15 protein-coding genes are annotated in these 12,689 nt (G+C 69.7%); 6 read left to right on the top strand and 9 right to left on the bottom strand.

The window, feature by feature from the left end; translation table 11 throughout:
- Window positions 1-257: 257 nt before the first annotated feature.
- Both ACFOSH_RS05795 and ACFOSH_RS05800 read right to left on the bottom strand, forming a co-directional pair.
- Window positions 258-920 (bottom strand): response regulator, encoded by a 663-nt coding sequence (locus tag ACFOSH_RS05795; protein ID WP_378237633.1) that lies wholly within the window; start codon window positions 918-920, stop codon window positions 258-260.
- Window positions 917-2,116: a sensor histidine kinase gene (locus ACFOSH_RS05800; protein ID WP_378237634.1), complete on the bottom strand. Its 1,200-nt coding sequence runs from the start codon at window positions 2,114-2,116 to the stop codon at window positions 917-919. The genes ACFOSH_RS05795 and ACFOSH_RS05800 overlap by 4 nt, the downstream gene beginning before the upstream one ends.
- Before the next feature lie 110 nt (window positions 2,117-2,226).
- On the opposite strand from ACFOSH_RS05800, the gene ACFOSH_RS05805 reads away from it, so the two are divergent.
- Window positions 2,227-2,814, top strand: coding sequence for a hypothetical protein (locus tag ACFOSH_RS05805; protein ID WP_378237635.1), 588 nt, complete (start codon window positions 2,227-2,229; stop codon window positions 2,812-2,814).
- Window positions 2,811-3,020 (top strand): hypothetical protein, encoded by a 210-nt coding sequence (locus ACFOSH_RS05810; RefSeq protein WP_378237636.1) that lies wholly within the window; start codon window positions 2,811-2,813, stop codon window positions 3,018-3,020. The genes ACFOSH_RS05805 and ACFOSH_RS05810 overlap by 4 nt, the downstream gene beginning before the upstream one ends.
- Here the strand turns inward: ACFOSH_RS05810 and ACFOSH_RS05815 are convergent.
- Window positions 3,012-4,214, bottom strand: coding sequence for a hypothetical protein (locus ACFOSH_RS05815; protein ID WP_378237637.1), 1,203 nt, complete (start codon window positions 4,212-4,214; stop codon window positions 3,012-3,014). The genes ACFOSH_RS05810 and ACFOSH_RS05815 overlap by 9 nt on opposite strands.
- Window positions 4,211-5,011, bottom strand: a complete 801-nt coding sequence (locus ACFOSH_RS05820; RefSeq protein WP_378237638.1) for a class I SAM-dependent methyltransferase — start codon at window positions 5,009-5,011, stop codon at window positions 4,211-4,213. The genes ACFOSH_RS05815 and ACFOSH_RS05820 overlap by 4 nt, the downstream gene beginning before the upstream one ends.
- Before the next feature lie 63 nt (window positions 5,012-5,074).
- Between ACFOSH_RS05820 and ACFOSH_RS05825 the strand changes: the two genes are divergently transcribed.
- The gene (locus ACFOSH_RS05825) at window positions 5,075-5,452 is read left to right on the top strand and encodes a hypothetical protein (RefSeq protein WP_378237639.1); all 378 of its coding nucleotides are present in this window, start codon (window positions 5,075-5,077) and stop codon (window positions 5,450-5,452) included.
- Between the two features lie 46 nt (window positions 5,453-5,498).
- Window positions 5,499-6,698, top strand: a complete 1,200-nt coding sequence (locus ACFOSH_RS05830) for a hypothetical protein (protein ID WP_378237640.1) — start codon at window positions 5,499-5,501, stop codon at window positions 6,696-6,698.
- Window positions 6,699-6,728: 30 nt separating this feature from the next.
- On the opposite strand, the gene ACFOSH_RS05835 is transcribed toward ACFOSH_RS05830, so the two are convergent.
- From ACFOSH_RS05835 to ppgK, 3 genes are all read right to left on the bottom strand, one after another.
- On the bottom strand, window positions 6,729-7,247 hold the full coding sequence (locus ACFOSH_RS05835; protein ID WP_378237641.1) for a pyridoxamine 5'-phosphate oxidase family protein: 519 nt from the start codon (window positions 7,245-7,247) through the stop codon (window positions 6,729-6,731).
- Between the two features lie 94 nt (window positions 7,248-7,341).
- Window positions 7,342-8,742, bottom strand: a complete 1,401-nt coding sequence (locus ACFOSH_RS05840) for an RNA polymerase sigma factor (protein ID WP_101606600.1) — start codon at window positions 8,740-8,742, stop codon at window positions 7,342-7,344.
- 246 nt (window positions 8,743-8,988) lie between these two features.
- On the bottom strand, window positions 8,989-9,750 hold the full coding sequence (ppgK, locus tag ACFOSH_RS05845) for a polyphosphate--glucose phosphotransferase (protein WP_378237898.1): 762 nt from the start codon (window positions 9,748-9,750) through the stop codon (window positions 8,989-8,991).
- A gap of 67 nt (window positions 9,751-9,817) precedes the next feature.
- Here ppgK and ACFOSH_RS05850 point away from each other — a divergent pair, with 67 nt between their 5' ends.
- Entirely contained in the window at window positions 9,818-10,636 is an 819-nt protein-coding gene (locus ACFOSH_RS05850) for an inositol monophosphatase family protein (protein ID WP_378237642.1), read from the top strand.
- 5 nt (window positions 10,637-10,641) lie between these two features.
- On the opposite strand, the gene cei is transcribed toward ACFOSH_RS05850, so the two are convergent.
- A complete protein-coding gene (gene cei, locus ACFOSH_RS05855) occupies window positions 10,642-11,325 on the bottom strand; it encodes an envelope integrity protein Cei (RefSeq protein WP_378237643.1) in 684 nt (227 codons plus the stop codon).
- A gap of 453 nt (window positions 11,326-11,778) precedes the next feature.
- Between cei and ACFOSH_RS05860 the strand changes: the two genes are divergently transcribed.
- Window positions 11,779-12,087 carry a DUF4193 domain-containing protein gene (locus tag ACFOSH_RS05860; protein WP_005164528.1) on the top strand — a complete coding sequence of 103 codons (309 nt, stop codon included), beginning with the start codon at window positions 11,779-11,781 and terminating at the stop codon, window positions 12,085-12,087.
- 92 nt (window positions 12,088-12,179) lie between these two features.
- Here ACFOSH_RS05860 and ACFOSH_RS05865 read toward each other — a convergent pair whose 3' ends face one another.
- Window positions 12,180-12,674, bottom strand: coding sequence for a DUF3093 domain-containing protein (locus ACFOSH_RS05865; RefSeq protein WP_378237644.1), 495 nt, complete (start codon window positions 12,672-12,674; stop codon window positions 12,180-12,182).
- Window positions 12,675-12,689 lie beyond the last annotated feature (15 nt).

Here is a 12,689-nt window from a genome sequence, read left to right on the forward strand (position 1 = left end):
GCCTTGTACTCCTCAGTAAATCGGCGGCGTGTCGAACCCATACTCGTGTCTCCCGAAGGACCGGGCGACCCTCACCCCGAGTCCACCGAATCGGGAACGGTCCATACAGACCTCACCAACCACGCCATCAACACCGGCATCACCCCACCAACGAAGATCAAACCAGCGAGTTGATTATCGGCGCGCCCTCGACGTCCGGAATCTCCCCCTCGCCCACGTCGACATCCAGCACCAGGCACTGCAGGGGCACCGAGCTTTCAGTCCTCCAGCACGACGCCGTTCTCCTGCGCCAGGATCGCCGCCTGCACCCGCGACCGCAGCTCCAGTTTCGTCAGCACCCGCGAGACGTGCGTCTTCACCGTGGTCTCGCCGATGTGCAGCCGCGTGCCGATCTGCGCGTTGGACAGGCCGCCGCCCAGGCACGCCAGTACTTCGCGCTCCCGTTCGGTCAGGTCGTCGAGCCCGTCGGGGACGAGGGAAGGTTCGCGGGTGCCCGCGGCGAACGCGGCGATCAGCTTCCGCGTGACCTGCGGCGCGAGCACTCCTTCGCCCGCCGCGACCAGCTTCACCGCCTCGATCAGCCGCGACGCCTCCACCGATTTCAGCAGGAACCCGGCCGCGCCCGCGCGCAGCGCGGCGTGGACGTACTCGTCGAGGTCGAAGGTGGTCAGCACGAGGACCTCGCACAGGCCCTCCGCGATCAGTTCCCGCGTGGCCGCGATGCCGTCGACGCCGGGCATCCGGACGTCCATCAGCACGACGTCCGGCTTCAGCGCCTTCGCCTGGCGGACGGCGGTGGCGCCGTCGGCCGCTTCGCCGACCACCTCGATGCCCTCGGCGTTGCCGAGGATCATCATCAACCCGGCGCGGATCGCGCCGTGGTCGTCGGCGACCAGCACTTTGATGTTCCCGTCGCTCAAGACCCCTCCAGAGGCAGTTCGGCGCGGACCAGCCAGCCACCGCCGGACGGCCCGGCGGCGAGAGTGCCGCCCACCGCGGCGGCGCGTTCCCGCATGTTCAGCAGGCCGAGTCCGGTCCCGCCGTCGTCACCCGAGCCGGAGCCGGGACGAAGATCGTTGCGCACTTCGACGGTGAGTATGCCTCCGCCGGCATGGATGTCCAGGACGGCCCGGCCACCCGCGGCGTGTTTGGCCGCGTTGGTGAGGGCCTCCTGCGCGATCCGGTACGCGGTCAGGTCGACGGCGGCGGGAAGGCGAGCGGACTGGTCCGGTACGGAACCGATCTCGACCTCCAGTCCGCTCGCCCGCGCCGATTCGACCAGTTTGGACAGTTCGGCCAGCCGGGCGGGCGCGGTCGGCTCGATCTCGGCGTCCCCTGTGGACGGATCCGCGCGCAGCAGCCCGATCATCGCGCGCATCTCGTCCAGCGCGCTCACACTGTTCTCCCGCACCGATTCCAGGACCTTCCTGGACAGTTCCGGATCCGCGATGGCCATCGACAGCGCGGCCTCGGACTGGATCGCGATCGCCGAAAGATGCCCGGCGATGACGTCGTGCAGATCCCGCGCCATCTTCGACCGTTCGCCCGCCACGGCGACGTTGCGGTCCAGTTCGCCGATCGTGGCCAGCTGCGCCGCGTTCGCCCGTTCGCTGTCGGCGATGTCCCGCTGCTGTCGCACGTTGGCCGCCCACCACACCGGGGTGACCAGGAACGGCAGGAGGGCGAACGCGGCCAGGATCGCCGTGCGCCACTGCGCGGAGAAGATGAGCGCCAGGCAGACCACCGCGATGGTCCCGATCGCGGCGACGCCGATCATCAGCCTGCTGGTGCGCCGCGAACCGTAGAGCGTCGTCGCGTACAGGAAGTCGGTGAAGACGAGGAGGATCGGCAGCGAGGGACCGACGGCGATGTCCACGGCGAGCACGGCCAGCGCGCAGATCAGCGCCAGCGGGATCCTGCGGCGCAGCATGCCGAGCGCGCACATCGCGGTCAGTTCGCTCAGCCGGATCCACAGTGGCGTTTCGTCGGGGCCGGCCAGAAGCACCTGTACCCCGCTCACGTACACCAGCACGCCGAGGACCCACGTGCCGAGGACGATGAAGAGGTCCTGTTTCCATTCGGCGAGGTGGTTCAGGCGCGGGACGAACGTGGGCACCGCCCCATCCCAGCACACCCCGGCGCGCGGCGGGGTCCTACTAACTGATGACGGTGATGTCGATCCGTACGCCGACGCGGGCGACCGGCGGGTTCGGAGAGGCTTGTCCCGTGAACAAGATCTGGGACTTCATCGCGGACAACCCCATGGCGGCCGTGGTCGCCGGAGGGGAGATCGGCTTCTGGATCGCCATCGTCGCCGGCCTGGTGGCCCGCTACCTGCTCAAGCTGAAGCGGACCAGCGTCGCACTGCTGCTCCTGACCCCGGTGATCGACCTGGTCGTGCTGGTCGCGACGGTCATCGACCTGCGCGACGGCGCCACGGCGAACTTCGTGCACGGCCTCGCCGCGGTGTACCTGGGCTTCAGCGTGGTGTTCGGCCACTCGATGATCAAGTGGGCGGACGTGCGTTTCGCCCACCGGTTCGCGGGCGGGCCGCCTCCTGCGCCCAAGCCGAGGGGCCGGGCGAAGCTGCGCGCCGAATGGCGTGACTGGTTCAAATGCGTGCTGGCCTGTGGGCTCGCTTCGGGTGTGCTGCTCCTGCTGATCTTCATGGTCGGCGACACCGAGCAGGTCGCGCCGCTGTGGGACTGGCTGCCGAGGATGGGGGTCGTGACGGCCATCTGGTTCGCCACCGGACCGCTGTGGCAGGAGCTCTCCAAGAACGACGACCGGGTTTCGGAAGGGGCGCGACGATGATCGAACTGCTGGGGATCCTCCTGGTGGTGCAGGGCGGTGGCGGGCTGATCAACCGGCTGCTGGGCAGCACCGAACCGAGCTGGTTCGTGCAGCTCCACCTGCTCCCGCCGGGGATGCACGTGGTGGCGAGCGCGCTGATGGTGGCCGCGGGCGTCGGGCTGCTGTTCGCCGAACGCGCCCGCAAGCAACGCCGTCGCTCAGAGTGACACGAGTACCTGCAGGACCCCGAGGACGATGGTGACGACCGTCAGCACGACGGTCACCACGGTGAGCCGCGTGACCCGCGCGCTCACCGTGTTCTCGTAGGCGTATCTGGTCTCCTCGTCCATCGCCTCGGCCTGGCGGTCGAGCTGGGCGATGATCCGTTCCACGCCCATGCTGGTGACCAGTCGGCGCTCCAGCGAATCGACCTCGGGCGGGAGCACCGAATGCAGCATTTCAAGGATGTCGTCGAGTGAGCCCCGAAGCAGCCGGGTGCGGCTCGTGGAGTTCTTCATCGACACCAGCCACTGATCGGCCAGCGCCATCCGGATCAGGACCCGTTCGAGGATGAAGAGCATCCCGTGGTCGAGCCCGCCGACGTCGCTGTCGATGCCGAAGTACGGTTCGGCCGCGCCGAACGGGCCGCGCATCAGCTCGTCCTGATGCTCGACGTAGTCGGAATCCTTGCTGTTGAGGCAGACGATCCCGCCCGCCATCGTGTAGGCGGCGACGAACGAGCGGGTGCCCCATGACGGGCCGAGCGCCTCCCTGGCGACCTCGCGGGGCACGAACCGCCAGCCCTCGTCGCTGGTCGCCAGCCCGTAGAACGGCCGGGGATCGGCGGCGACCCGCTGGGCGGGCGGATGTCCGTCGTGGGACCGCAGTTCGACGCACCAGCCCTTGCGGCCGAGCCCTTCGGTCAGGCCGCAGCCCTTGGTCAGGTCCTCGAAGATGTGGGTGACGGCCTTGAGTAGCGAGGGGAAGGACTTCTCGCCATAGCCGCCGTGCAGGCCGTTCGCCTCGTTCACCGTTTCGCGGCCCTGAAGGCTCTGCAGGACGGCGATGGCGAGATCGAACTCGGCCGCGGGCCCGTCCGCCGCCGTCCCGGTGATCGTGGTGGCGAGGACCAGCGTCATCGCGTGATAGGACGGATGCCAGGTGACGACGAGTTCACACGGCAGACTGGCCGCGCCGACGCGGATCGACAGCCGGGAGCCGCCGGTGCGTTTGCGCAGCACCCGGCGTCGCGGCGGGGTCGTGTAACTGGCGAGGAAGTTCTCCGCGGCTGTCCACTCGTCGCCGAGTTTCCCGTCGAGGTGGGCCAGGAGGCCGCGGTCCCGGCCGCCGTCCAGCACCTTCCCCGCCTCCTGTTCGGACAGCGGGACCGCCCAGGCGAAGGTGAGGAGCACCGCGGTCATGCGTGTTCGCGGCGCAGCAGGGTGATCAGGTCCCGGCCGAGGTGGCGGCGCAGCGGACCGGAGGCGTTGACCAGTTCGTCGCGGTCGACGTGCTCGTCGGCGGGGCCGAGATCGTCGAGGACGTGGTAGGTCCACTCCCAGTCGGTGCGCCAGCCCGCTTCGGTGGCTTCGGCGGCGACCTCCGAGGGGTCGAGGTAGCGGACCGGGAGCGCCGGGCCTGCGCCGGCACGCAACGCCTTGTCGAACACTTCGCGCGACACGCGGCGGGAGCGGACCTCATCGCCGGCCTCGACGCTGTCGAGGCTGAACGCCTCTCGCCCGACCGGTGACCGGCTGTAGGCCAGCACCAGGGTGCCGCCGGGCGCGGTGATCCCGGCCAGTCGCCGCAGGATCGGCGCGACGTCCGGCGTCGGCACGTGCTGGATGACGTGGCTGCACACCACGAGGTCGTACGGGCCGCCGTCCAGTTCGGTGATCGGCGAGACGGTGAAGGAGAACTCGGTGTCCTCGACGACGGTCTCGCGGGCCTTCGCCAGCCTGTCCGGGTCGGGATCCGCGGCGGTGACGTCGGCGGAGAACCGGGCGAGCCAGGGGAGGAGGCGGCCTTCCCCGCAGCCGGCGTCGAGCGCCTTGACCTCTTCGCGGCGGACGAGGCTCGCGGTGAGGTGTCCGGCGACCTTCCCGAGCGCGCGGTCCTCGCTGGCGGTCCAGTAGCCGTCGTAGGGCTCGTGCCGTCGGATGAACATCCCGGTGACGTGGTCGCCGGTGTCCGGGTAGCGGTAGCTTTCGGTCAGCACAGCCGCGAATATAGCCCGGATTCGCGGCTTCTCCGGTGCTCCGCTCGGGGGTTACCCTGAGCCATGGCCATCGGGCCCGTCGTGCTGTACACCGCTGTCGCCGTGGCGCCGTCGGCCTTCTTCTGGTGCGCGCTGAAAGTGCCCGTCGTCCTGCGCCGGTGGCGCGTCCGGCGCGAGCCGGAAGTCCCGGCCGGGCCGCCCATCGAGAAGCTCGCCGCCGACCTCCGCCGGGTGCACCGGCTGCTGGCGGAGCTTCCTTCCGGGGCTTCGGCCGTCCGCCGGTACGGCACCAGGCAGGCGTACGACGCGCTGCTCGTCCAGGCCTGCCGGGAGGTCGAAGTCGAGCACCGGCTGGGCGAACTGCCGGAGGGCTTCGACCGCGGCATCGAACGGCTGCGCGTCGAGGAATCGTTGGCCGAGCGCGGGTTTTCCGTGTCCTGAAGCGGTTTGTATCGAAAGTATGCGCGCCGCCGGGAGGCTCGCGGGCATGAAGAGGCTGGGACTGCTCGCTTCACTCCTGCTGATGTTCTCGCTCATCCCCGGGGTCGCCTCCGCCGCGGCCGCCTTCCCCCGGATGGACGCGGCCACGGTCGACGGCTTCCGCTGGACGTCCGGGACGACCTTCGACACCTACGGCACGCGGATCGCCGCGCTGGAGAAGCAACTCCCGGCGCGGGGCCTGCCGGAGATCCTGTCGTCGGCGAACCGGAAGGCGCGGCCGCTGTGCCACGGCACGTACCTCGCGGCGGCCCTGAAACCGGCGGGATTCTGCTGGGAAGACGCCGGAGACGACAAGACCAACGACTGGATCCCCCAAGGACTGACCGGTTCCGGCGACGCCGACGCGGCGACCGGGAAGGTCGGCGGCAAACGGGTCGTGGCGACGTCCTGGCACACCCCCGGCGACACCATGGTCCGGCTGTCCTTTGTGGACGCCACCGGGCTGGGATACCGGCACGTGCTGCTCGTCGAACCGACGTCGAACGACAACTTCGCCGTCGTGCAGGGCCACGGGCACGGGATGACCTGGATCGGGAACCGGCTTTTCGTCGCGACCACCGGGGGGCTGGTGCGGGTCTTCGACACCACCCACTTCTGGAAGGTCGACGACAGCTCCGGTGTCGTCGGGAAGGGCCCGGACGGCAAGTACCACGCGGCGTTCTACGACTACGCGATGCCGCAGATCGGCGCGTACTGGTATCCCGGCGGCGGCGCCTGCACCAACGCGCCCGGGCCGCGACCGTGTCTCTCGACGATGTCCTTCGACCACGGTGACGGCTCGATCGTGACCTCCGAACATCTGTCCAACGCGGCCGGGAGCCGGGTGCTGCGGTGGCCGTTCGACCGCGCGACCGGCCTGCCCAAGACCTCGGCCGACGGGACAGTGCACGCGAAGGAAGGGTTCGTGTCGCCGGTGTGGGGCATGCAGGGAGCGGTGGCGCGCAACGGGTACTTCGTGATGACCGGGGTGTGTCCCGAGTACGCCGGAGTGCCGGGCGACCATCCGTCGTGTCTGCACGGCGGGGTCGGCGGCACTTCGACGTCGCGGCTGAGCGGCAAGGCGCCGGTGAACTCGCAGAACCTGTCGTACTGGCCGGCGACGGGGGAGCTGTGGCTGATGAACGAGCAGCTCCGGGAACGGGTGACCGTGCACGTCCCGTGGACCACTTTGACCGGCCGCCCCTAGAACGCATTTAGTCCGCTGAATGCGCTGGGGTCAGGGGGCGAAGTCCCAGCGGGTGGCGCCGTGCGGTTCGGCGCCCGCCACGCCGATGGCGCGCCGCAGGGTGAGGCGGTACAGATGCCAGGGCGGCGGCCCGGCGCTGGGCGCGCTGAACGGGGCCGTGAGCGCGTCGCCCTCCACCGAAGCGGGCCAGCCGCCGGTCCGGTAGACCGCCGCCACCCGCTCCAGCGTCGCCAGGTCGGTGACCCGGTGCGCCTCGCCCTCCATCGTGAGGTCGATTCCCCGCAGGCGCACCGAAACGGCGCACGCCGGGTTCACGGCCAGGTTGCGGGACCGGCGGGTGCCCGGCCCGCCCTTGAAGTACAGGGCGTCGTCCACCCAGACCGCTCCGACCCCCGCCGAGTGCGGCCGCCCGTCGGGCCGCACGGTCGTCACGAAGAAGGTCAGGTCGGCAGTGGGGGTGTCCTCGGCGAGGATGTCGCGCGGGCGGCTCCACGGCAGTTCCGCGGAGCCGTAACGGTCGAGGTTCTCGGTCGCGTGAGGTTTCGTCATACCCACGCGTCGAACGGGCGGGCCGCGAATCGACACCGGACGCGGAAGACCCCGCCACCGAAAAACGGTGACGGGGTCTTCCGTGAGCCTGGGATCAGTCCAGGTAGTCGCGCAGCACCTGCGAACGCGACGGGTGACGCAGCTTCGACATCGTCTTCGACTCGATCTGCCGGATGCGCTCACGGGTCACCCCGTACACCTGGCCGATCTCGTCGAGCGTGCGCGGCTGGCCGTCGGTGAGGCCGAACCGCAGCCGCACCACCCCCGCCTCACGCTCGGACAGCGTCTGCAGCACCGACTGGAGCTGGTCCTGCAGCAGCGTGAACGACACCGCGTCGACCGCGACGACGGCCTCGGAGTCCTCGATGAAGTCACCGAGCTGCGAGTCGCCCTCGTCGCCGATGGTCTGGTCGAGCGAGATCGGCTCGCGGGCGTACTGCTGGATCTCGAGGACCTTCTCCGGGGAGATGTCCATTTCCTTCGCGAGCTCTTCGGGAGTGGGCTCGCGGCCGAGGTCCTGCAACAGCTCACGCTGTATACGGCCGAGCTTGTTGATGACCTCGACCATGTGCACCGGGATACGGATGGTGCGGGCCTGGTCGGCCATCGCGCGGGTGATCGCCTGACGGATCCACCAGGTGGCGTACGTGGAGAACTTGTAGCCCTTGGTGTAGTCGAACTTCTCGACCGCGCGGATCAGACCGAGGTTGCCTTCCTGGATCAGGTCCAGGAACGCCATGCCACGGCCCGTGTAGCGCTTGGCCAGCGAGACCACGAGCCGGAGGTTCGCCTCCAGGAGGTGGTTCTTCGCCCGCTCACCGTCACGCACGATCCACTTGAGGTCGCGCCGCATCTGGGTGACGAGCTTCTCGCCCTCCTCCTCGGCGTTGCGGACGCGCTCGGCGGCGTAGAGCCCGGCCTCGATGCGCTTGGCGAGCTCCACCTCCTCCTCGGCGTTCAGCAGGGCGACCTTGCCGATCTGCTTGAGGTACGCGCGGACCGAGTCGGCCGAAGCGGTGAGCTCGGCGTCCTTGCGGGCCTGGCGCAGCGCCTCGGACTCTTCCTCGTCCCAGACGAAGTCCGGGTTGTCGGAGGTCTTTCCGGCGTTCTTGTCGGTCGACGTGCGGCGACCGCGGGGGGGCGTCTCTTCGACGTCCTCCTCGGACTCCGCGTCCTCTTCCGTCTCCTCGGTGACCGTCGCGTCGACGACGTCGACCTCGACCTCTTCGAGGTCCGACAGATCCGGGGTTTCGAGGTCGGCTTCGTCGAGCTCGCCCGGACCGTCTTCCGGTTCGCCGTCTTCGGTCTTGGCACCCTTGGTGGTGGGTTTCTTGGCCGGAGCCTTCTTCGCCGGGGCCTTCTTCGCGCCTGCCGCCTTGGCGGCGGTCTTGCGCGCAGCGGGCTTCGCCTCGCCGGTGGCTGCCTCGTCGGCCGGCTCGCCGGTTGCGGTCGCTGTCTTCGTCCCGCTTCGGGTTGCGGTTCTTGCGGCTGCCACTTACGCCCTTTCGCAGCGGTCGAACATGACGAGCCGAGGCGTGATGGTCTCGGCTGCCTCAAACTTCGGGGAACACCCCTCGGCCTGCGGTTTCCCTCGTTCTCGTGGGTGCCGCCGCCGTGGGCCGTGTTCCATTGTAACGACGATACGTGACAGCGTCGCGGCGCGGACCACCAACCGGCGGGCGCGACACGCCGTCCGACCCGCCGAAGTGACATCCATGGCGCGGATGTCAGCACGGTCGAGTCAGTGCTCGATGCCTTCGGCGGCGGCCGCCGCCGCGCCGACGATGCCCGCGTTGTTCTGCAAGGAAGCGACGATCACCGGGGTGCGGATGGCCAGCAGCGGCACCCACTTGTGCGACTTCTTGCTGACCCCGCCGCCGACGATGAACAGATCCGGCCAGATCAGGTTTTCCAGCACGGAGAGATACCTGTTCACCCGTTCCGCCCATTCCGGATACGACAGCTCCTCGCTGTCCTTCACCGACGCCGCGGCCTTCTTCTCCGCGTCGAAGCCGTCGACCTCGATGTGGCCGAACTCCGTGTTGGGCACGAGCTTGCCGTCCTGGAAGACCGCGCTGCCGATGCCGGTGCCGAAGGTCAGCAGCGCCGTCACGCCGCGCCGCGCGATCGGGTCGCCCCAGCGGATCTCGGCCATGCCTGCCGCGTCCGCGTCGTTGAGCATCGCGACGTCGTCCACGCCGCGGCCGAGCCGCTTGGCGAACAGGGCGTCGGCGTCGGTGCCGATCCACTTGCGGTCGATGTTGGCCGCGGTGTGCGCGACGCCCTTCTTGACCACCGCGGGAAGCGTGACCCCCACCGGGCCGTCCCAGCCCGCCTGAGCGGTGATCTCCGCGACGACGTCCGCCACCGCCTCGGGCGTCGACGGCTTCGGCGTGTCGATGCGGATCCGGTCGCCGATCAGCTGCCCTTCCGCCAAGTCGACCAGCGCGCCCTTGATCCCGCTGCCGCCGATGTCGATACCGAAACCTCGGGTCGCCTCCACCACGGACGTGGTCCCTTCTCGCACGATTCAGAAGCCTGCCTCGGAGACTTTAACCGGATGTGGTGACATGGCGGACGTGGGAGTTGACGAGACGTTGCTGAAGGGTGTCGCCGAGCGTGTCGCGGGCGAGGCCGCCGAACTGGTCCACGAGGCCTGGACCGGGATGAACGCGGGCCGCGAGGTGCGGGTGGACACCAAATCCGCCGACACCGACGTGGTGACCGCGGTGGACCACGAGTCGGAACGGCTGGTGCGCGCCCGGCTCGCCGAACTGCGCCCGGACGACGCCGTGCTCGGCGAGGAGGGCGGCGGGACCGCCGGCGACGGGGTGACCTGGGTGGTCGACCCGATCGACGGGACGGTGAACTTCCTCTACGGGCTGCCGTGGTTCGCCGTGTCGGTGGCCGCGCAGGTCGGCGGGGTGTCGGTGGCGGGCGCCGTCGTCGAACCGGTCAGCGGGCGCCGCTGGACCGCCGCACGCGGGCAGGGCGCGTTCCTCGACGGGCGGCCGCTGTCGGTCAACGCCCCTTCCCGGCTGGATTTGACGCTCGTCGGCACCGGGTTCGCCTACAAGGTCGAACGGCGGGCGAAGCAGGCCGGGTTCGTCGCCGGACTGGCGACCAGGGTGCGCGACATCCGGCGCAACGGCGCTGCCTCGCTCGACCTGTGCGCGGTCGCGGCGGGCTGGCTGGACGCTTACGTCGAACACGGCCTCGGGCAGTGGGACTGGGCCGCCGGGGCACTCATCGCCGCCGAGGCGGGGGGCCTGGTGTCGCTGCCGGGGGAGGACACCGAACTGGGACCGGACGCGACGTTCGCGGTAGCGCCGTCGATCGCGGTCCCGTTGCGTCAGGCGCTGATCGACTCGGGCGCGGGCTCGATCTGAGCGTCTCAGCAGGGAGTTTCGCGGGCGGCCTTCAGCAGCGCCTGGTCGATGACCGGGGCACCGCCGCCCGCGGACTGCTCGCCGCCGCCGCTGCCCTGCTGCGCCTTCGACCACTGCGTGAGCTGGTCGAGGACCTTGCGGGCCTCCGTCTTCGGGCGGATGTCGCCGAGCAGGGTGCCGGTGGTGAGCGTGACCGACGCGTCCTTGCGGTTGTCCTTGACCAGTTCGGCGCACGGGATCACCAGGCTGAGCGTGCGGGCCGCGGCCGCGCCGTTCTCGCCGAAGCGGATCTGGCCGCGGCACTTGGCCTCGGCGTCCTTGTAGGCCGGGTCGCTGGCGGGCTCGAGGATCTTGGAGAAGCCCAGTTCCCGGAGCGTGTTGGTGGCGATGCCGCCCTGGCCGCGGACCTGCGAGCCGTTGAGCACCTGGACGGCGACCTTGTCCGGCGGTACCGGCGCGCGGTCGTCGAGCCCGTTGTGTGCCAGTGAGGTGTAGGTGACGCCCTGCTGCGGAAGGGGCGGTGGATCACACCGGACCCTGGCGTCGACGTCGGCGCCGCCCGCCACGACGTTCACCCAGACGATGACCGCGCCGAGCGCCAGCACCCCGATCACGATGAGCGCGGGCAGCGGCTTGTGCTTGCGATACGGCCTCGCCCCGCGGTCCCCGATGCCGTTCCCCGACGCCACCTGCCAGTCCCTTCCCCAAAGCCCGGATCCCCGGACGGTGCTTTATCTCACCATCGTGTCCGATCAGCCTAGGCGTTGCGGCGGAGGTGATCGGCGCGGGCCTCCGGATAGCACCACGCGATGGACACTCCGGGCAAGCGGCCGGGCCCATGGGGTGAGGTACCCGACGTGGGGGCAACCCATTCGGACGACGAACGTCTTGAAGGACAGGTTCCCCCTGTTGGGTGACGTAATCACAGCAATGTCTGACTCGTTGCAGAGCCGGTATCGGCGTGAGCTACCCTTCGCGGGCTCAGGCGACAGTAAGAGGCACAAAAGAGAGACCTCGCTCACTGCCCGGCCGGGCACAAACAGGGGCGCTGGGACGTTAACCAGCGGCACGAAGGACTCACGAGCCGCGCGCTCGCGGGTCCGGGCCATCTGACATCGAAGCATCGCAGGGGTGAGGGACTAATGGCGACCGACTACGACGCTCCGCGCCGCAGCGAAGCCGACGAGCTGGCCGAAGACTCGTTGGAAGAGCTGAAGGCACGGCGCAACGAAAACCAGTCCGGCGTCGTGGACGTCGACGAGGACGCGACCGCCGAAAACTTCGAACTGCCGGGCGCGGACCTCTCCGGACTTTCCGGTGAGGACCTGACCGTGAAGGTCGTGCCCAAGCAGGCCGACGAGTTCACCTGCTCCGTCTGCTTCCTGGTGCATCACCGCAGCAGGCTGGCGGAGGAGAGTGGCGGACGGCTCATCTGCCGCGACTGCGCCTGAGCCTACGGGCACAGGGGACGGCGCGACAGGGGTTTCGGGGACTGAACAGGAATAAGGGGGCCGGCCATGGTGGCCGGCCCCCTTTCCGTCGTCTAGGGCTTGGCGGCGGGCTGCCGGAGCAGCGCGGCCACCTTCTCCGGATGCCGGGTGCTGAACAGCCAGTACGGCGTCGGGTCTTCGGGGTCGGTGAGCCAGACCCGCACCACCGGGCCGACCCAGCCCCGGTGCAGCACGAAGGCGGCCGGATCGGCGTCGCGGCCGAGCGCCTTGCGCTTCGCTTCCTTGTCGATGACCTCGACGTCACCGACGAACTTCACCGGAATGTGCGCGTCGCGCAGCCACAGCTCCGGCTCGGCCCCTGCGGTCACCTTCACCTTCGACCGGCCCAGCGAGACCATCAGCGCGATCACCGCGGGGATCAGCACCACGTACGGCAGCCAGCCGCGGAGGCCGGGATAACCCATGTCGATCTCCGCCGACAGCAGCCCGCCGCCCAGCAGCGGCAGCGGCCAGCCCCACCACGGGACGTAGAGCCGCTCTGAATGCTTGACGGCGTCGCCTTCGGCCGCGTTCACGCTTTCACCCACGCGTTCAGGGTAGTC

This window comes from Amycolatopsis speibonae, assembly GCF_042647925.1.
Classification (GTDB): domain Bacteria; phylum Actinomycetota; class Actinomycetes; order Mycobacteriales; family Pseudonocardiaceae; genus Amycolatopsis; species Amycolatopsis speibonae.